Genomic DNA, 19,315 nt, shown 5'->3' on the forward strand with positions numbered 1-19,315 from the left:
TAGTAGAAACTAATAGAAATTTATGGAAATTTGTTGTTTTCCACAATCAATTTCTACCTATTTCTATAAATTTCAATCTATTTCTATTATCTTATCTCCATATCATTCTTATCTCCTTATCCCCTTTCTTACACTTTTGATATATAGCCTGAACGGTTACGATTATTTGAGGAAAGAATCTTTTGGCTGGGGTTAATAATAAATCAGTAGTTAGATTCACAAAGTTCTCAAAACTTTGTTTGTTTTTGGAAAAATGTGTAACCGTGCTCAAGATTTGATAAGAATTTACCGATATATATATTAGATTCATCTTTCATTCTCTTTTAAAGACCGTTTAGTTTTTGTATATATTTTTGTCGATAGAATGAGAGATTCTTTAACATCTTGAAAAAATGATGAAACTACACTTATATCCAAGTATTTGTCCATTACATATAATTGGGTAGAGAGGTTATATAATGGGCCTTTTTGAAAAAGTAACTGATTCATTAGATAGGATTCTTCCACAGTTAGATAAGATTGCCGCATATAAAGATCCTTTAGTTAGAAAGTCCCTTGAAGAAGAAAGTATTTCATTTTTAGCCTCTGAAAGCATCTTTTGCGGGCTTATCAAAGAGGGGTCATACATAATAACTCCGGAAGGAGAAAAAGCAATAGAAAAACTTAAGAGTGACCTTAACAGGAAGGGGTTTTTAAAAGATAATATTACTTCAGCCATCTTTGGGGATGAGAGGATAATTCAATACCATGATTTCTTCAAGAAAACCCTCTCTCTATTTAAAAAGCTCTTTAATGATGATGAGATAAAAGAAGAGGCTGAGAAGAGAGGAGTAACACACTCAACCCTTCTTTTTGTAGCGGCTGTATTTGCCCTTCAGAAAGCAATAGAGTTTCATCTGGTTGCGAGGTTTAAAAAAAGATGAAATTAGAAGACTTAGAAATCCGGTTGATGGATTTTGCCTTTAAAGAAGGGGTAAGTCAAACAACAGAGATATTGAAAAGATTTGAAGATGTATTTTCTGAAGAAAATATAGATGATAATCACAATACATCTCGGAATGAACTTATAGAGTGTTTAAAAAAATATAAAAAGATTGCCTTAGGATGTCGGCCACAGATTATACCACTTTTAAAGAGTATAGATAACATTCTCAAAGAGATTACCAAAAGTTCTAATGATGCTTGTAGTGGAAGGGATTTGATAGGAATAGCAAGGGATAAGTGCAGAAAACTTCGTGAACAGATGGAGGATGATGATAAAAAGGCAGTCAATTTTTTATTAGAGCTTTTTGAAAGAGGTATGATATGTGTTTTAGATAGTGAAAGTAAGTTAGTAAATAGTTTTTTAAAAGACCCAAGGGTAGATTGGAAAAGCGCGCTTAAAATTGATATTCCGCGTCATGTTTTAGGATATAGGATTACAAAGGATGATTTTAAGATAAGTTCTGGAGAGAAGAAGGCTATTTTCATTGAGGCTCATACTTTAACAGAGGAAGGATGGGTGATTGTTGTAAAAGGGGGTTATACTCTGGCTTATTTGGCACAGAAAAGGAATATACCTTTCTATATTGTAACAACTTTTAACAAGGTAAGTTTCTGTTCTCGAGAACTTATAGAAGAAATGATTGAAACAGAACCGATAGCAAATTTCTATTATGACTTTATTCCTCCTGAGCTTATTACCAAGATAGCTACTGAAAAAGGGATTTACAGCCCTTGTGAAATAAAGGATGTTTATCTCAAAGACACTTCTCGATGAGTGCTTTCTTCGCCGGGTATTTTGACATAGACATACATGAGTAGATTAATACCTCAAGAAATTAAAGCTAAGTTTTTCCCTCTTTATCAAGGAGCATTAAAAACTCTTTTTACATCTACCCTTTTCTTTATTTCTTTTGTTATCTTTATTGCCAACCTCTCTATGATTATTTCTTCTGCTATATCCTTAATAATGCTATATAGAATCTCAAACTTTGCATTGTCCTTCTTAATTCTAAAGATTTAGTGCTTTTACAAAAGATTCAACAACATCAGGGTCATACAAGGTATCTTTGTTATCCTCTAAATCTTTGATTGCTTCCTTTTTGCTTTTTTTCTGTGGATGATAAGGTCTTTTAGATGTCATTGCCTCATAAGAATCAGCCACCCTTATAATCCTTGCTGAAAGAGAAATATTTTTCCCACTCTTTGCATTGCCATCGCTTGGATAACCACCACCATTAAAATCTATGTGGTGATAGAGAATTCCATTCTTTACCTCTTCTCCTATAAAATCTAATCCCTTAATATTTTCATATCCTATCTCAGGATGTTTATTTACATTTTCCCTTTCTTCTTTGCAAAGACAACAGGGTTTATTAATGATAACATCACTAACCCCAATTTTTCCTATATCGTGTAATAGAGCTGCCTGCCTTATCTCCTGAACCATTTTTTCTTCTAATTTCATTTTTTTTGCAATACGCACTGCATACCTGGCAACATTTTCCGAATGCTTTTTAGTATATTCACTCTTTGCTTCTATGTTTTTAACCAAAACATTTAAAGTTTGAAGATGAACTTTTTGGAGATCAATAGCATATTTGATTATATTTCCAACAAGGGCTATATTAGAGAACATCCTTATATCCCAATCACTAAAATCTCTACCTGAAGATTTGCAACAAGCAATGATTACCCCAATTGCTCTCTTTTGAACAATAAGTGGAACACAGAGTGAGGAATCAAAGGAAAAACCCTCAATAGTGAACCTGCCTGTTCGGAATAAAAGTGAGGAGTCAAGGACATCTTTAATAATTCCATCTTTTGGTATTTTAATACCCTTTCGTAGTTTAACACCTGAAGAAGCAATCAAATCTAAGTTTCTTCCCTTTTCATCAAGGAGCATCGAAAAAACTGCCTTTACCTCCAGCCTTTTCCTTGTTTTCTCTGTTATCTTTGTTGCAAATCTCTCTATGTCTATTTCTCCTGCTATATCCTCAATAATCTTATATAAAAGCTCAAGTTCTGCATCTCTCCCTCTTAATTTTCTACTCATGTCCTCAATAATGCTATGTAGAAACTCAATCTCTGCCTCTGCATTTACCCTTTTTAACTTTATACTCAGTGTTTTTTTGATATTAGTTTTTGACATATTTATTCCTCCTTAAAAAGTTCTCTTGCTGTATTTACTAACTCTTTGGTATCAAAAGGCTTCCTGAAAAATGGGATCTTCATCTCTTCTGCCTTCATCTTTATGCTAATATAGTTTGCTATTACAGTTAAAATGATTATTTTAATATTTTTTGTTTCTGAATTTCCCTTTAAATCATCGAGAATTTTCATTCCCTCTGTTCTGTCTAAAACCTCACCTTTTCTTGGAGGAAGGATAATATCCAATATAATTAAATCAGGAATATACTCCTTTGCCTTTTTTCTTGCTTCTTCCCCGTCCATAGCAGTAATTACCTTAAATTCCTTATCTGCCTCTTCAAACTCATCCTTTATAATCTCTAAATATGCTGGTTCATCATCAATTATCAGGATTTTTTTCTTCATTCTATACCTCCATTTTTTGGTAAGATAATTATAAACCTTGTTCCTCCATCAGGTTTGCTTTCAATCCGTATCCTTCCATTATGTAATTTAATATAGAATTGAGCAATAAAAAGACCAAGTCCCATTCCTCCTTTTGGCATTTGGTCTTTCTCTGGCTTTCCTTGATAGAATTTTTCAAATATTCTTTCTTTTTCTTCATCAGAGATTATTGGTCCATAATTTATTATCTCTACTTTAATGATATCTCTATCTTCATGAAGGTTTATTCCTATCTTTTCTTGCTCTTTTGAGAACTTAATGGCATTATTGATAATATTATAAATGGATGTTCCAATCTTTATCTTATCACCAATAATCTTAATAGAAGAAGGAATGTTTTTTTCTATATTTAACTCCCTTTCTTTCAGACTTTCTGAAAGCCTATCACAGATTTCATTGATTAGGCTGCTTATATCAAATTCTTCTTTGGTAATCTCTATTTTTCCTCCCTCTATTAGCGAAGTATTCACAAGGTTTTCTGAAATCTCAAGGCATTCTTTAGCTTTATCAGAGATGGTTTTAAGATAATTATCCATTTTATCCTTTTTTACCCTACCCTCTAAAAGTTTCTGAGAATACATCTCTAAAACACCCAGTGGACTTCTTATAGTATGGGAAAGATGATGAAGTATCTCAGATTTTACCCTTGTTTCTTCTTCCAGCCTTTGGATTAAGGCAAAATTTGTCATATTAAGGGTTATATATTCTCCTATTATCTGGAGAAAATTCTTTTCATCCTCTTTAAATGGTTGAAAGCGTTCATAAAATGGCTTATCTACAACCAGCACCCCAAAAAATTCATCACATCTTTTAATAGAAACCCCAATGAATGTATCTCCCATAATCAACCCTTGTGTTGCCACTGTCCCTGGTATTCCCTCTCCTATATTGAATTCTTTTCGGATTAATATTTGCTTGTCTATCCCATCATAGATTTGAAGAATCAATTTATCTTCCTTATATAGGTATATACTACAGTTTGCTCTAATGGTTTTTACTATAAGGGTGCACATAGATTCTAAAAACTCATCTAAAGAAGAGGGTCTTCCCATTTTGCTCATAGTTTTATAAAGTTCATCCAGATTTTTTATCCTTGAGGTTATTTCATCAAATAGCCTTTTCTTCTCAATAGCAATTTCAACCTGATTAGCAAAGGTGGATAGCATATCAAGGTCAAATGGTGTTATAACTCTTCTATCATATTTCCTATCTGCAACTATCAGACCTATTTCCTTTCCTTTAACAATAAGGGGAACAATAGCAAAGGCATTTCCTAAAAGGCCTCCCATTAATCCTATTGCATCAGCACATTCTTCTTCAGCATTTTTTATATTTCTGCTCTTTCCATCACTAAGACTTTCGGAAAATATACTTTTTATTCCTAAAGGGATTGATATTCTTCTAACCATTATATTTATAGGTGTGTTAAGGAATATTTCCTTTGTGCTCTCATATGTTAGGATACATTTATTAAATGTTATTTGTTGGATTGTTTCCTTCCAGATTTCCTTCGCCTCCTCATTAGTTACAGGACCAATGGCCATTTTCCCCTTTAGAGAATTAGTATATTCATCATGAAGAAAAAGCATAGCACGATTGAATGACAGTCCCTCTTTAATTGTTATTGCAGTTAATATAATATAAAGCATCTTATCCAGATCATCCTCAGTCTGAACCTGGATACTTATTCTGGACAAAAGGTCGGTTTTTTGCCTTTGACTATCTCTCTCTTTGAATAGATGGGCATTCCTTATAGCAACTGCTGATTGAAGGGCAAATAATCTGTGGATTGTTTTTTCTTCTTCAGAGAAACTACGATTAATTCTATAATTGACAAACATAACTCCAATTATTTTATCTTCAACCTTTAAAGGAAATGCCGCTGATGATTTTATCCCTTCCCTTTTAACAAAACCTCCTCCCATAATAGAGTCATGTTCAGAATCAGAGGCAAAATATGGTTCTCCCTCCCTAATTGCCTTTAGTTTAACGCTTGTTTCTGGGAATATTGGACCAACTAATTTAGAAGGTTCTCCTATTACACCATCTACAAACTCCAGATTGAACTCATTGGTCTGTTGATTATATGTGTATATAACAATAACATCTACACCAAGAACCTCTTTTGCTTTACTTCCAATTGATTCCAATAACTTATCCAATTTAAGTTGGGATGAAAGGGCACGACCTATCTCTTCAAGTGAACTCAATATTTTGAATAAATTGGCATTTCTGAGTGCTACAACTGCTTCTCCTGCAAAGGAACTCAATGTTTGCAGGTGCAATTGGTTGAATGTGTTTTTATTGCTACTTGCTACATGAATTACTCCAATTGTTTCTCCATTTTGATTTAAAGGAATATTAAGGAATGATTTGGTATCATCTGAAAACTCCCATTTCTTCCATTCTTCAGGCCAGTTATTTCTTTCATCAGTATTATTGATTAAAAGGGGTTCACCTGTTGTAAATACATAACCAATTGCCCCTTCTTCAGGACTTACATGCTTTTCACAATGAGTCTTTTTCTTTTCCTCAAATTGACTACAATGAATCTCTCGGTTTATCTTTCCAGAGACCTTGTCTATCAACAATATACAACTTCTTTCTGCTTTGGTAATTTCTTTAGCCTTATCTTGTATTGTGGTTATAAGCTCTTTCCAATCAAATCTCTCAGAGCTTATCTTTGAGAGAATTTCATTTATTTTGGATAGTTCTTCTGATTTTATAACTTGTTCTACTGCATTTCCTATAATCCTTATTTTATTCTTAATTTCTTCAACACTATATATTAACGGAATATTTCTGTATTTCTCAATAAAATCCTTTTTTTTCTCTTCTGATAACTCTTTAATCCTTTCATTAAGTTTTTCATAAGGAATTCCCTCTGATAATCGCCAAGCAGGGGTAAAAATAATTGCTACATCCTTGCCATTTATGGATATAGATGCACCCATATGCAACAATCCAAGTTGACATTTTTTTGACTCACCTTTTTCTCTTATCTCATCCCGGATTTCCTTTTTTAATGGACACTCTTGGGATTCAAAAAATCTATCACAAAGATGTAAAAGGTGAGGTTCATCGCTTATCAGCAAGATAGGACTTCCTTCTATGTCTTCAATAATTGCTGTATTGATGCCTAAATTCTGAACCAGTTTTTTACATGCATTTTGTTGGGAATCGTTTAACATAACAACCCTCTTATTAAATTATAGAACTCTCTTGGATAAATTTGAGTGTTGATTTTATTAGCCTTTTCACCTAACTATTTTCTCCTCCCCCCACTTTTTGCACGAAATTCTCTTTATATCATCCAAAATTTACCAACAGAAGAGGATGTCTACTTCCTAACTCCCGCCAGCAGGGGAGATTTTTTAAGCCCTGCATCGTATTCCCACCTGTCCCCCTCGTTGAGGGGGATTGTGACCGTCACTGGATGATGTCTGTTCAGCATCGCATTACTGTTAATATTTTTATCCGAAAGACTTCTCTCTAATAATGTGATGATATTTAAACTCATATCTTATTTTTTAGTGTCTTAGTTACTTGGTGGCTGAAGAATTACTAATACTTTTTAATTTCTCCAAAATCTTTTCATCTTGATTGCCTAATTCCTTAGATTTGTTCCATAATTCTATTGCCTTTTCTTTCATATTCCTGGCATAATAGACATCACCTAAATGTTCACAAATGATTGGGTCATCATTAATTAACTCATAAGCCTTTTCCATTTCAATTAATGCTTCATCTAATCTACCAGATTGAAAATAAGCCCAGCCTAAACTATCAATATAGGTGCCATTGTTTGGTTTTATCTCTAACGCCTTTTTAATTAGATTAATTGCCTCATCCAGATGAATACCCCTCTCAGCATATAAATAGCCAATATAGTTATAGGCGTTTGCATTTTGTGGATTTAATTTAATACATTGATAAAAACAGTCAATGGCTTTATCTATCATCTCCACATTGTCATAGGCTACCCCTAAATGGAAATAAGCCATCTCATCTTTTGGGTCTAATTTAACTGCCTTCTTAAAAGCAGGAATAGCCATTTGATAGTTGCTTTTGTCATTATAAATCATCCCTAACAGGAGATATAATTTTGAATTTTGTGGTTGTCTTTTAAGTGTCTGATGAATAGTTTTAATGGCTAAATCATATTGTTCTTCGACACTGTATAAATAACATAATCGAATATAAGCCTCATAAAATTTTTTATTAAGTTCGATTGCCTTTTCAAACTCGATAATCGCCTTTTTGAAATCCTTTTCCTTTTCGTAGGCTAATCCTAATAAAAAATGCGACTTCCCATCATCCGGGTCATTTTGTAAAACAATCTTTAGCTGCTCAATAGCGGGTTTTAATTCATCGTTTGACAGATGGAGTAAAACAAGTCTGCGTCGCACCTCTAAATTATCTGGTTCAAGTATTAGTCCTTTTTGATAGAACATTTTGGCATTTTCTATTAGTCCTTTTTCTTCGTATAGAGTGGCTAATGTAAAATAAATTTCACTATCCTGAGGTAGCAGACTGACAGTTTTCTCTAATGTAGAAATAGCCTTATCCAACATCCCTGCTCTAAGATAAATATCACTTAATTCTAAGTAAGCAAGTGGGAAATTTGGTTCTAATTCTATCGCTTTTGTATAAGATTTAATTGCCTGCTGATAATTTTTAAAATGGGCATTTAAAAATCCCAGGGAATAATGTGCGGCGCCGTCATTTGGGTCTAATTCTACTACATAAGTGAACTCTTTCAATGCCTTCGAATATTTCTTTTCCCCAACATATATTTTCCCTAAGGTAAAGTGAGCCTGGATGCATTCAGGGTCAAAGTTGATAGCCTCTCTCGCATATTTTTTTGCCTGAGATAAATTCCCAAGAATAAAATAATCTGTGGCTAAACTACTTTTGATTGCCGCATTGGGCTGGATTTTATCTGCCTTCTTGTATTCTTCAATCGCTTCTTTTATCTTGTTCTCCTGGTCATACAGAACACCTAAACTAAAATATGTGTAGGCATCGGAGATTGTAGGTGGTGAAATCTGTTTGTTAGATAGATGGACACAACCCGCACACATAAGGCAGATAAATATAAAATAAATTAGATTCCTCATTTTTGCTCCCAAAAAAGTAACCGTTCAGCCACAGAGGCACAGAGTTCACAGAGAATTAGAGAAATTAGCCACAAATGGAACGAATTAACCTGTGACATTCGATAAATGTAGTGCGAACCTTTAGGTTCGCTTTCCTGCTTGCCAGAAGCGAGGCTAAAGCCTCGCACTACAAATCTTTTTATTATTCGTGTTCATTCGTGGTTATATATTCCCTCTGTGTTCTCTGTGACTCTGTGGCTATATCCCTGAACGGTTACCGTCCCGAAAATCTCTGTCTCTGGTGAATAGATTTTAATTTTTTCTCTGCGTCTCTGCGGTGAATAATTACCTTCACTGTTCACTTTCTATCTTATCGGCTAAGATAATAACTTTATCTGGTAAGACTTCGGAAAACCCATTTTTGATTTCAAACTTTTTTTGTTCTTTTTCAAGATTAATTTGTAATCTACCGCTGCCAAGCATTGTTAGAAGGGGTGCGTGGGAAGGTAAAACCCCAAATTCTCCTAAACTCCCCGGGCAGGTAATTGAATTTGCGTCACCTTCTAAAATTAATTTTTCTGGGGTAATCAGTTTAAACTTTATCATCTATTTTTCCTTTTCTAACAATTGAGCCTTTTCTAATACCTCATCTATCCCACCAACCATATAAAAACACGCCTCCGGGATGTCATCATACTTTCCTTCAACAATCTCTTTAAACCCACGCACAGTCTCTTTGACACTAACATATTTCCCTGGCCTTCCGGTAAATACCTCTGCAACAAAGAATGGTTGAGATAAGAATTTTTGTATTTTTCTGGCACGATACACCGTCATTTTATCCTCTTCACTTAATTCATCCATACCTAAGATAGCGATAATATCCTGCAAGTCTTTGTATCGTTGAAGAACTTGTTGAACGGCGCGAGTTGTTTTATAATGTTCCTCGCCTAATATTCTTGGGTCAAGTATTCTGGATGTAGAATCTAATGGGTCAATTGCCGGATATATGCCTAATTCTGCTATTTGTCGCGATAAAACAATAGTTGCATCAAGGTGAGAAAATGTAGTTGCCGGGGCAGGGTCGGTTAAATCATCTGCCGGAACATATATTGCCTGAACTGAGGTGATAGAGCCTTTTTTGGTTGAGGTAATTCTTTCTTGTAAGGCGCCCATATCTGTACCGAGGGTCGATTGATAACCAACCGCCGAAGGCATTCGACCTAAAAGGGCTGATACTTCCGAACCGGCTTGCACAAATCGGAATATATTATCAATAAATAACAGCACATCTTGATTCTTTTTGTCTCTAAAATATTCGGCAACCGTTAATCCACTCAATGCAACACGGAATCGGGCGCCGGGTGATTCTTGCATTTGACCATAGACAAGTGCAGTTTTGGCAATCACGCCTGATTCTTTCATTTCTAACCAGAGGTCATTCCCTTCGCGTGTTCGTTCCCCTACGCCAGCAAATACTGAGACACCGCCATGCTCGGTCGCGACATTACGAATTAATTCCATAACTAAAACCGTTTTCCCCACACCTGCACCACCAAATAATCCAACCTTTCCTCCTTTAGCAAAAGGTGCTAATAAATCTACTGCCTTTAATCCTGTCTCAAATGGTTCACGAATTACCTCCTGGTCGTCAAATGTGGGTGATGGTTTATGAATGGGTGAATGTTCTGATGCTTCTATGGAGCCTAAATTATCCAGAGGTTCACCCCACGGCCCCATTACCCGACCTAAAGTGGCTTCTCCAACCGGGACTCTAATCGGATAACCTGTATCGGTTGCCTCCAATCCTCTTTTTATCCCATCGGTATAATCCATAGCAATCGTTCTGACCGTATTATCGCCCAGATGTTGTGCTACTTCCACGACTAATTCTTGCTCTAAAGCAACAGCACTTGCCTTTTCCCTTTTGATTTTGACCGCGTTGTAAATAGGGGGTAAATCATCTGTCTCAAATTTGATATCTACTACTGGCCCTAATATTTGTTTTATTTTCCCTGTTCGCATTTTTTTATCCCTCCTTAAATTTGGTAATTGGTAATTGGTAATTGGTGAATGGTAATTAGTTACCAATTTTTATCTAACTTCTGCTTTCTATCTCCTGATTGTAACCGTTCAGCCACAGAGGTACAGAGTTCACAGAGAATTAGAGAAATTAGCCACATAAGGACACGAATTAACCTGTGACATTCGATAAATGTAGTGCGAACCTTTAGGTTCGCTTTCCTGCTTGCCAGAAGCGAGGCTAAAGCCTCGCACTACAAATCTTTTTATTATTCGTGTTCATTCGTGGTTATATATTCCCTCTGTGTTCTCTGTGACTCTGTGGCTATATCCCTAAACGGTTACTCCTGATTTCTCTAAACCATAGTTTATACTAAAATAATCATATTGTCAATATTTTTTTTGCAACCATCAGAAATTCCCCCACAAAAAGACTCGCTATTGCTTACCTTCTCTACTTATTACTCTTTCCTTTACTTATCTCACCATCTAAAAGAGATATTTTCCTATGAGATGAACATTATCACCTAAATTATAAATCTTTGATATGTTTTCTAAGCTGATGATTACTTTATCCATTTGTTCTTCAGTCCTTTAGTTATTTGGTTATTCAGTTTCCAGATTACTCATATCTCAATGCCTCAATCGGAGTAAGGTTGGCTGCCTTTTTAGCCGGGTAAAATCCTGATAGTATCCCAATAATGGCTGCAAATATAAAACCTACTATTATTGCCCAGAGGGGGAATATTATAGGCACATTAAATAATGGTGCGACGAAATAATCAATGATTATTCCTACCATAATTCCAATTACCCCACCACTTACACTTAATACTACTGCCTCAATTAAAAATTGACATAAAATATCCCTCTTTCTGGCTCCAATGGCTAATCTTATGCCTATCTCTTTAGTCCGCTCTGTAACCGAAACTAACATTATGTTCATTATTCCAATTCCTCCAACTATCAAAGATATAGCCGCAATTCCGCCAATTACTAATGTAGCTAATCTGATTAGTCGTTGAGTAGCCTGAAGTGTTTCTACCAACGAATGAGCAACAAATTCTACCCCTTTTTGCTTATGCCTAAACATTAATACCCTTTTAGTTTGAGCACAAGCCTCTTCTATAGAAGATGAGTTTATTGCTTGAGCATAAATCATCTGAGGTGGAAATACTTTGAATATCTTCTGAAAAGTAGAAAATGGTAAGTATCCCATACCTTCCTCACCTACACTTATGGTGGATTTATATGCTACTACACCAACTATTCTGAAAGGTTGTTGATTGATTAATACCTCTTTACCAACAGGATTAGACATTCCGAATATTTCCTTTGTATGTCTTGAGTCCTCTAAAATACATATCCTTGCCTTTATTTTTTCATCTATATTAGAGATAAATCTTCCTTTGAGAAGTTTAAGTCGATGGATTTTTTGAAAAGATGCATTTACCCCTTTTAATGTAAAGTATGCTTTTTTGTTTAAATATTTAAAAGGAACTGAATGTAGGCTTTCTTCAAAAGAGACTGCTCTGATTTTAGAGCACAATTGTAAAATAGCTTTTAAATCTTCTTCTTCAAAACCTATAACGATAGAAGGCGAATTCGTATTTTGAGAATTTGTATTTACCCATAATAAATCAGCTCCAATTTTCTCCATCTCTTTTAATACATTAATCCGATTCCCTTCACCTAAGGCACAAATAATTATAATTGCCGATACACCTATTACTACCCCTAATATAGTTAAAAAAGAACGAAATTTATTAATTTTGAGATTAGTAACAGCTGTTTTTATTGTATCTATTAAGCTCATTTTTTAATCTTTACATAATCGCCAGGTTGTAGGTCTAAACTACCTATGGTAACTACTTTCTCTCCTTCTTTTAATCCATCTGTTATTTCTACCAAATCTTGAGTAATTATTCCAATCTTTACTTTTCTCAAATGAACTTGTGAATTATTAACCACAAATACTTGAGTTTTTTCTTCATTCGCTAAAAGTGCAATTGAGGGAATGCAGAGTGCATTTTCTTTTTCTTCAATAATTATCTTAGCGATACAAGAGGATTCTAATATAAGCAATTTAGCAACTTCTTTATTAAGATTAATCCTACAAATCACTTCTATACCTGAAAAACCTCGTTCCGATTGATAAGCATAAGCACCTATCTTCTCAACTACACCAGATAACATAAGTGGTGCAAAGCTCTCTCCACTAATCTCTACTTTCTGCCCAATTTTTACCTCCTCTATATCAGCCTCATCTACAACTACCTTAGCTATAAGAGAAGACATATCTGCTAATAAAAACAACTCACTTCCTGTCTCTACTTCTGTACCTTCTGTTACACGATTTAATATAATAGTTCCACTACCTGGTGCTATAACCCTTGATAGTTCTAATTCTTGCTCAAATGCAAACTTAGCTGAATGATATTGAAATTCGGCTCTTTCAAAGGCTATTTCAGATTCTGTGAGCTCTTGTTTGGATATAGCCTTCTCCTGATAGAGTAATTTTAATTGGCTATATTTTTCTAAGGTAGAGTGATAATTTATCTCTGCTGATTCTAATGCTTCTAATTTGTTATTATAGGTTTTACGGAGATAGTTTTCTAATACTTTAACTCTTTTATGAAATAATGCCTTTTCTATTTCTTTACTATTTCCAAAGATAGTTGGACTTTTAATTATACAAAGCACATCTTCTGCTTTTACCTTATCACCTTCTTTACAAGATAGTAATTTTACAATTCCTGATGTTTTACTTTGTATCTTTTTTATCTTATCTGAGCTTACCTTCCCAGAAGCAACTATTTGATATTTTATCTTGCCTCTTTTTGCAGATGCTACTTTTATCTCTTTAGTCTCACTGTTATTAGGAAAGAAAGTCTGCTGTCCATAGTGGTTCCACCACTTATATCCAATAAGAATAACAATAATTATTATTAACAAATTTACTAATTTTAATAACAAATTAAAGATATTCATTTTTTAATTTTCCTATTGCCTTAGATAATTTTGCTTGATTAATGAGGTAATCTATTTTGGCATCATCAATTGAAATTTTTACATTAGAATAGGTAATTTGTGATTGTAATACTTCACGAATAGTAAGCAAACCCATCTCGTATTTTAATTGGCTTATCCGTCTGGCATCCTGAGCAATCTTTAGATTTACTTCTAAAACCTCAAGTCTTCTTTGATTCTTGTTAAGATTCCAATGTATTTGGGTTATTTCTTCAATTATATCCTTTTTTAACTGCTCAAAGGCATTCAAAGTTTTCTGGTAATTTATTTCAGATATCTTTACCTGATTTTTAGTTGAACCTGAATCAAAAAACGGAAATGATAATTTAGCCTGGATAAGCCAATTTCTTTGAGGTAGCTCTTTTATTGCTTCTTCCAATTCCTCTGATTCGTTTGTCCAACTATAATTTCCTGATATAGTTAAGGTAGGTTTATTAGTACTTCTGGCAATAGGAATATTTCTTTTAGATTGTTCAATACTTATTTTAGCCATTTTTATCTCTAATCTATTTTCAATCGCCTCATTAATACTTTCCTCAACCTTTTCATTTAAAATCTTGACCTCTATTTCATCACTTAGTTCAAGTTTCAAATCTTCAGATAATCCGAGTAATCTTAGAAAACTTCTCTGTAGTGTTTGGCGTTGTTCATAAGATTGAACTAAGAAATCTTCATCATTAGCTAATTGTACCTTAGCATTCATTACATCTAATTCTGCAATCTGACCTACTTTTAACCTTGCTTCTGTCCATTTTAATAGTTGTTTCGACAATGCTACTTGTTCTTCTGCTTGTTTAACCAATAGATTGGCTCTAATGATTTGATAATAATTGCTAATAACATTTAACATAAGTTGCTCCTCTATTAAGGCATATTTCATTTTTTCTAATTTGAGATTTTCATCAGCATTTATAAGAGATAATCTTTGTTGCAGTTTTCCACCTTCACTTAGTGGCTGGTTTAATCCTATAGAAACATAGGGATTAGTTGAGAATTTTTGTGATGAGTTTTTATCCTCACTTAATTTGTATCCTTCTGATAGAGTTAAAACCCCTGAGGTAAAGATAACCTTTGACCAGGTAGAGTTTAATGAAGTAGAATATTTATCCTGTCTGGTTGAGGCAAGTTCTGTTTCATTTGTTGTTCTTTGACTGCTGATATCTAAACTAATTTTAGGTTGATAAAGTTTATGAATGGCGATTAAATTTCGAGATGCCAGTTTCAAGTTATTTTTAGCATCATTAAGGATTGTCTGATTATTAAGTAAGGCAGTAGAGATGGCGTCTTTTAGACTAAGAGTTAAGGTAGAAGAATTTTTATTTTCTGAGGCAAAAACTAATTTTTGCCAGAACATCAAAATCATTACAACAATTAAAACAACCTGAATTTTAACCATCATCTTTTACTCTGACCAGAACCAATTAATGATTCTTTCAAAGGTTTGACTTTGAAGGTATGACTTTACTTCGTAGTTATCATCTGGTTTAAAAAGTACATATCTAATCATCGCCGGCTCTATTTTAGTGATAAGTTCTTCAGGATTATCTGCTTGAGCATAAAAGATATCGCCATATTCGATAGCATTCCATTTTCCATTATAGTCTTTATAAACAGAAATGCCATGTCCGACTCTACGTCCAGCATAGCAAAGCACATAAGCCTCATAACCATGCTGTGTTAAAACATAAGTGGCAAATCTTGCCTGGTCATCACAATCTCCCCTTTTTTTCTCAAAAGTCTCTCGGGGAGTTTGAGGAATAATTCTGTCCTCAGAATAATAGCTAAAGAACTGATCCATATATGAACTAATCTTTTCTGGGGTATCTAATGCCGCTACTGTTTCCTCAAAGCCTTTACCTTTCAACCATTGCATATTTTCTTGTTGATACACAGGTAAGACCTTTGGTGGGAATTCTTCGTATCTGGTAAGATTATAATTAGAATAATTGGTTTTCCCACTGGTGCTAAGATAAATTCCAATTGTATGCTGGGAGGATTGTTTTCTCTCAGTGGTATAATATATTCCACCATCTAAAGAATTAAATCTTTTGGAGATAGAAAATGTTGTCTCTTCAAACCAATTTTTTTCGTAATCATAATCTGAAAGCACTCTGAAATTCCATCCATTTTTTCCCATAAATTCTAAATTGCCCAATATTTCCTTAGACATAAATGAGGCATTTGGATTAGAATAAGAGATTTTTTTAACTTCAAAAGGAAAGGAGGCGGATAATTGAAAAAGAAGAGATTCAGTGGGTTTTAAATCTATTTTGCTTACTACTCCATGACTTAGACTTAAAGGTATTTGGTCTATTCCCCATGGAGAGAAAGATAAATTTATATTACCTTGATAGTCCATTTCTACCTTATACTTTTGGGAGAATTTTTTGCTGAGATTTAGACTATAAGAGACAGGAAAATCAGAAAAAGCCCATACTATGTCCTCATCATAATCTTTATCTGGTAATTCACTGAATAAGTGCGGTGCTAATTTTAATTCCGATTTGAATAAAAAATCAGGAGTAATCTCATAAGGTTTGGTATAGAAACGCCACATACTGCCGACACCAACCAGATCCGTTCCATCTCTATCCCGGGTATATCGTGAATATAAAGAAGGAAGATGAAGCCAACCTATATTTATTTTACCTTCCTGATTTATAGAACCAAGTATTGAAGAAGGCAGAAAGATAAAACTCACTTTACCAAATAGAGATTTTTTCATTAGTGGAGTCTGATTAAGATGAGCTAATTCGGCAGATAATGTAAACTTTTCCTTTTCTATCTTCAATTTTGCTTGAGCTTCTAAGATATGACCTTTTGAACCTAAGTTACCATAAAGTTCACCATTAATCTTGTTCCCTAATCTCTGTTTAAAATCTATTTTTATTCTCAAATCATCAGAGCTTACTGGTTGAATATTTAAAGAGAATATTTTTTCTTCCTCCTTGGATGGTTTTGGCTCCACTTGATTATTATCAGCTATTCTATACTCCAGAATATACGGATCAATTGGTGCAGTATATCCTATTGGAATATAATTCATCAAGATAAGTCCAATCCATATTACTATCTTATTCATTTGCCCTCGCGCTTAAAACAAATAATTAATTCCACCCAATACGGTTACCCCACCTACATCTATATCATTCCATTTTGAGATAGGAGCATAGGCGTATTTTATCTCTCCAGTCAGAAATAGATGAGAGAATAGATAGTAGTTAAAACCACCTATTAACTGAAACCCTATTGCTTTGGCTGAGTGACTATCTGAGAGATTTAATTTACTCACTTTAAGCACTGGGAATTCACCGCGTTTAGTAGTTACTGTCCAGGTTAGATATTGATTTGGAATCTCAGACACCGTGTATTTTAACTTAGTGTAATACACACCCGTTCCACCACCAATGTAGGGTAAGAAGCCTTTTGGGTTGCCAATTGGTATCTTATAAATTATACTAAAAGTAAGCGGCATAATTCTCAGATAATCCTCTTCTACCTTTGCAACTTCCCATTTATCTTCCTCGATAGAATCAAGTTTTTGGTAATCAAGACCCAAAACAAGGGAAAAAGCAGAAGAAAGATTATACATTCCACTCAAAGAGAATACCTGACTTCCACTATAGATTTTATCTACTTCAGAATCACCTTGAGGTAAAAAATAACCCATCTTACCATTTATGGCAAACTTACTATGTGAATCTTTAGCTTCTACCGACAAAGTCATGACTAAAAGAGTCAAAAACACTAACAGACTATTCTTTTGATACCACATTCACCTCCTTTCATTTTAATCTTTTTCTCTCTACCTGTCAACAACTTTTTGCTGGATAATAAATTAGAAGTTTTATTCAGATTGACAGATAGAAAAGAAACAACCTTTTCTACTTAGGGAATTATGGAATCAATTAATAAACTTGTTGGAAGAAGAATTCGTAAGTTAAGGTTAGAACATGACCTGACTCAGGATGAATTGGCAGAACAACTTAATTTACATAATAGTTATATAGGATTGCTTGAAAGGGGATTACGCAGTCCTTCATTAGACACATTATCTAAAATTGCTACCTTTTTCAAAATACCATTAGCATCTCTTTTAGTAGATGAAGGGATGGTTAAAAATATAGAAGTAAAAAGTGAGGAGTTATTTGAGATAATTAAAGATAAATCAACTCAAGAGATTGAAGTGCTTATAAAGATTGGAAGGATTATTTTTCCCTAACCGTTCAGGTAATCCTTTACCGCAGAGACGCAGAGGAACAGAGAGAAAGTGGTGTGGTAATCGGGTAATCGGTAATCAGGTAATAATACTATGACTGATAACCGATAACTATAATTTCACTTTTTCCTTATTGAATCGTAAGATTAGCAGAGGATACAGAGGTTGTAAATCGGGGGATACTTCCTCCATAAAAGATATAAATCTTACCTTTATTAGCATCAGCAGTAGGTACACTTATTATCAAATCATTCTTATTATTGTCACTTTCCTTATTATGATTGGCTATGGTAACATTTTCACCTACTCTATCCTCTTCTTTTAGACCTTCAATAACCGTATCTGCAAAATAAAGTGACTTGTTTCCGGTAATATTCCCGCCATAAAATATACAGATTTTGCCTTTATTGAAATTAGCAGAAGGGACACCAATAATTAAGTCATCCATTTTATCTCCATTTAGGTCACCTATGAATACAAACTCACCTACCCTATCTTGTTCATTTTCTCCTTCGATAGTAGCATCAGCCCATAGAGGAGATGTTATACAACCTTTGGACTCAAGATTTCTTCCATAAAATATATAAATTTTGCCACGATTAGAATTATAAGATGGGACACGAATAATTAGGTCATCTTTAGCATATCCATCTAGATGTGCCTTGATGATATGTTCTCCCAATCGCTCATATTTCATCTCTTGGTCATTATGTTCTATTGGGGTTATTGGTATCCCCGCACAACCTGTATAAAGCCAACATAAACTAACAGCTATAAACGATATTATATTCTTTCTGTCCGATTTTTTTAGATACAACTTTTTTCTCCTTTTTATCTTTCCAACCATTTAATCACATAATTTCTACTGGCGCTATCAAATTGCACCTTTGGTTTGCCATTTGTTGGATCCCGAATAACAAGAAGAAACCAACCTGGATATGTAGCCAAAAACAACTCCTCTAAAGTTTCGAAATACCTGTAAATATCGGGGGGCAGATCTCGAAAGCAAGGTGGCTAAATGCTGACAACTGATGGCTGACCGCTTACATTTCTTCTTTGTCTGCCTCATACATTCTACAAACAGAACGCCTCTACCAGGCTAATCTCTTTATTTAATTTTGTGAAGCCCTATTTACCCCTTTCCCCAGTTTTTTCCATTTTTCCTTCATTACACCCTGAACACTTACGTGAATGGTAATTAGTTACCAATTTTTATCTAACTTCTGCTTTCTATCTCCTGATTGTAACCGTTCAGCCACAGAGGCACAGAGTTCACAGAGAATTAGAGAAATTAGCCACATAAGGACACGAATTAACCTGTGACATTCGATAAATGTAGTGCGAACCTTTAGGTTCGCTTTCCTGCTTG

The 19,315-nt window shown here is 34.2% G+C and carries 18 protein-coding genes; 5 read left to right on the top strand and 13 right to left on the bottom strand.

What is annotated here, in order from left to right; translation table 11 throughout:
• The first annotated feature begins 22 nt into the window (after positions 1-22).
• From AB1414_04070 to AB1414_04085, 4 genes are all read left to right on the top strand, one after another.
• The gene (locus AB1414_04070; protein MEW6606619.1) at positions 23-196 is read left to right on the top strand and encodes a hypothetical protein; all 174 of its coding nucleotides are present in this window, start codon (positions 23-25) and stop codon (positions 194-196) included.
• Between the two features lie 262 nt (positions 197-458).
• Complete coding sequence (locus AB1414_04075; protein MEW6606620.1) at positions 459-923, top strand: hypothetical protein; 465 nt, start codon at positions 459-461, stop codon at positions 921-923.
• On the top strand, positions 920-1,759 hold the full coding sequence (locus AB1414_04080; protein ID MEW6606621.1) for a hypothetical protein: 840 nt from the start codon (positions 920-922) through the stop codon (positions 1,757-1,759). Before AB1414_04075 ends, AB1414_04080 begins: the two co-directional genes overlap by 4 nt.
• Before the next feature lie 36 nt (positions 1,760-1,795).
• Positions 1,796-2,005: a hypothetical protein gene (locus AB1414_04085; protein ID MEW6606622.1), complete on the top strand. Its 210-nt coding sequence runs from the start codon at positions 1,796-1,798 to the stop codon at positions 2,003-2,005.
• Here the strand turns inward: AB1414_04085 and AB1414_04090 are convergent.
• The 12 genes from AB1414_04090 to AB1414_04145 form a co-directional block, all read right to left on the bottom strand.
• A complete protein-coding gene (locus AB1414_04090; protein MEW6606623.1) occupies positions 1,994-3,133 on the bottom strand; it encodes an HD domain-containing phosphohydrolase in 1,140 nt (379 codons plus the stop codon). The two genes, AB1414_04085 and AB1414_04090, sit on opposite strands and share 12 nt — an antisense overlap.
• A 2-nt stretch (positions 3,134-3,135) precedes the next feature.
• Entirely contained in the window at positions 3,136-3,537 is a 402-nt protein-coding gene (locus AB1414_04095; GenBank protein ID MEW6606624.1) for a response regulator, read from the bottom strand.
• Positions 3,534-6,767: a GAF domain-containing protein gene (locus AB1414_04100; GenBank protein ID MEW6606625.1), complete on the bottom strand. Its 3,234-nt coding sequence runs from the start codon at positions 6,765-6,767 to the stop codon at positions 3,534-3,536. The genes AB1414_04095 and AB1414_04100 overlap by 4 nt, the downstream gene beginning before the upstream one ends.
• Before the next feature lie 149 nt (positions 6,768-6,916).
• On the bottom strand, positions 6,917-7,096 hold the full coding sequence (locus tag AB1414_04105) for a hypothetical protein (protein MEW6606626.1): 180 nt from the start codon (positions 7,094-7,096) through the stop codon (positions 6,917-6,919).
• A gap of 22 nt (positions 7,097-7,118) precedes the next feature.
• Positions 7,119-8,696 (bottom strand): tetratricopeptide repeat protein, encoded by a 1,578-nt coding sequence (locus tag AB1414_04110; protein MEW6606627.1) that lies wholly within the window; start codon positions 8,694-8,696, stop codon positions 7,119-7,121.
• A 330-nt stretch (positions 8,697-9,026) separates the two neighbouring features.
• Positions 9,027-9,281 (bottom strand): ATP synthase F1 subunit epsilon, encoded by a 255-nt coding sequence (gene atpC / locus AB1414_04115; GenBank protein MEW6606628.1) that lies wholly within the window; start codon positions 9,279-9,281, stop codon positions 9,027-9,029.
• On the bottom strand, positions 9,282-10,700 hold the full coding sequence (atpD, locus tag AB1414_04120) for a F0F1 ATP synthase subunit beta (protein ID MEW6606629.1): 1,419 nt from the start codon (positions 10,698-10,700) through the stop codon (positions 9,282-9,284).
• 619 nt (positions 10,701-11,319) lie between these two features.
• Positions 11,320-12,513 (bottom strand): ABC transporter permease, encoded by a 1,194-nt coding sequence (locus tag AB1414_04125; GenBank protein MEW6606630.1) that lies wholly within the window; start codon positions 12,511-12,513, stop codon positions 11,320-11,322.
• A complete protein-coding gene (locus AB1414_04130; GenBank protein MEW6606631.1) occupies positions 12,510-13,688 on the bottom strand; it encodes an efflux RND transporter periplasmic adaptor subunit in 1,179 nt (392 codons plus the stop codon). Before AB1414_04130 ends, AB1414_04125 begins: the two co-directional genes overlap by 4 nt.
• Positions 13,675-15,126 carry a TolC family protein gene (locus AB1414_04135; GenBank protein ID MEW6606632.1) on the bottom strand — a complete coding sequence of 484 codons (1,452 nt, stop codon included), beginning with the start codon at positions 15,124-15,126 and terminating at the stop codon, positions 13,675-13,677. The genes AB1414_04130 and AB1414_04135 overlap by 14 nt, the downstream gene beginning before the upstream one ends.
• A 3-nt stretch (positions 15,127-15,129) precedes the next feature.
• A complete protein-coding gene (locus tag AB1414_04140; GenBank protein ID MEW6606633.1) occupies positions 15,130-16,809 on the bottom strand; it encodes a hypothetical protein in 1,680 nt (559 codons plus the stop codon).
• 12 nt (positions 16,810-16,821) lie between these two features.
• On the bottom strand, positions 16,822-17,502 hold the full coding sequence (locus AB1414_04145; GenBank protein MEW6606634.1) for an outer membrane beta-barrel protein: 681 nt from the start codon (positions 17,500-17,502) through the stop codon (positions 16,822-16,824).
• A gap of 123 nt (positions 17,503-17,625) precedes the next feature.
• Between AB1414_04145 and AB1414_04150 the strand changes: the two genes are divergently transcribed.
• Positions 17,626-17,949 carry a helix-turn-helix transcriptional regulator gene (locus AB1414_04150; protein ID MEW6606635.1) on the top strand — a complete coding sequence of 108 codons (324 nt, stop codon included), beginning with the start codon at positions 17,626-17,628 and terminating at the stop codon, positions 17,947-17,949.
• Positions 17,950-18,076: 127 nt separating this feature from the next.
• On the opposite strand, the gene AB1414_04155 is transcribed toward AB1414_04150, so the two are convergent.
• The gene (locus AB1414_04155; GenBank protein MEW6606636.1) at positions 18,077-18,763 is read right to left on the bottom strand and encodes an integrin alpha; all 687 of its coding nucleotides are present in this window, start codon (positions 18,761-18,763) and stop codon (positions 18,077-18,079) included.
• Positions 18,764-19,315: the final 552 nt, after the last annotated feature.

The sequence above is a fragment of the bacterium genome, assembly GCA_040755795.1.
Classification (GTDB): Bacteria; UBA9089; CG2-30-40-21; order CG2-30-40-21; family SBAY01; genus JBFLXS01.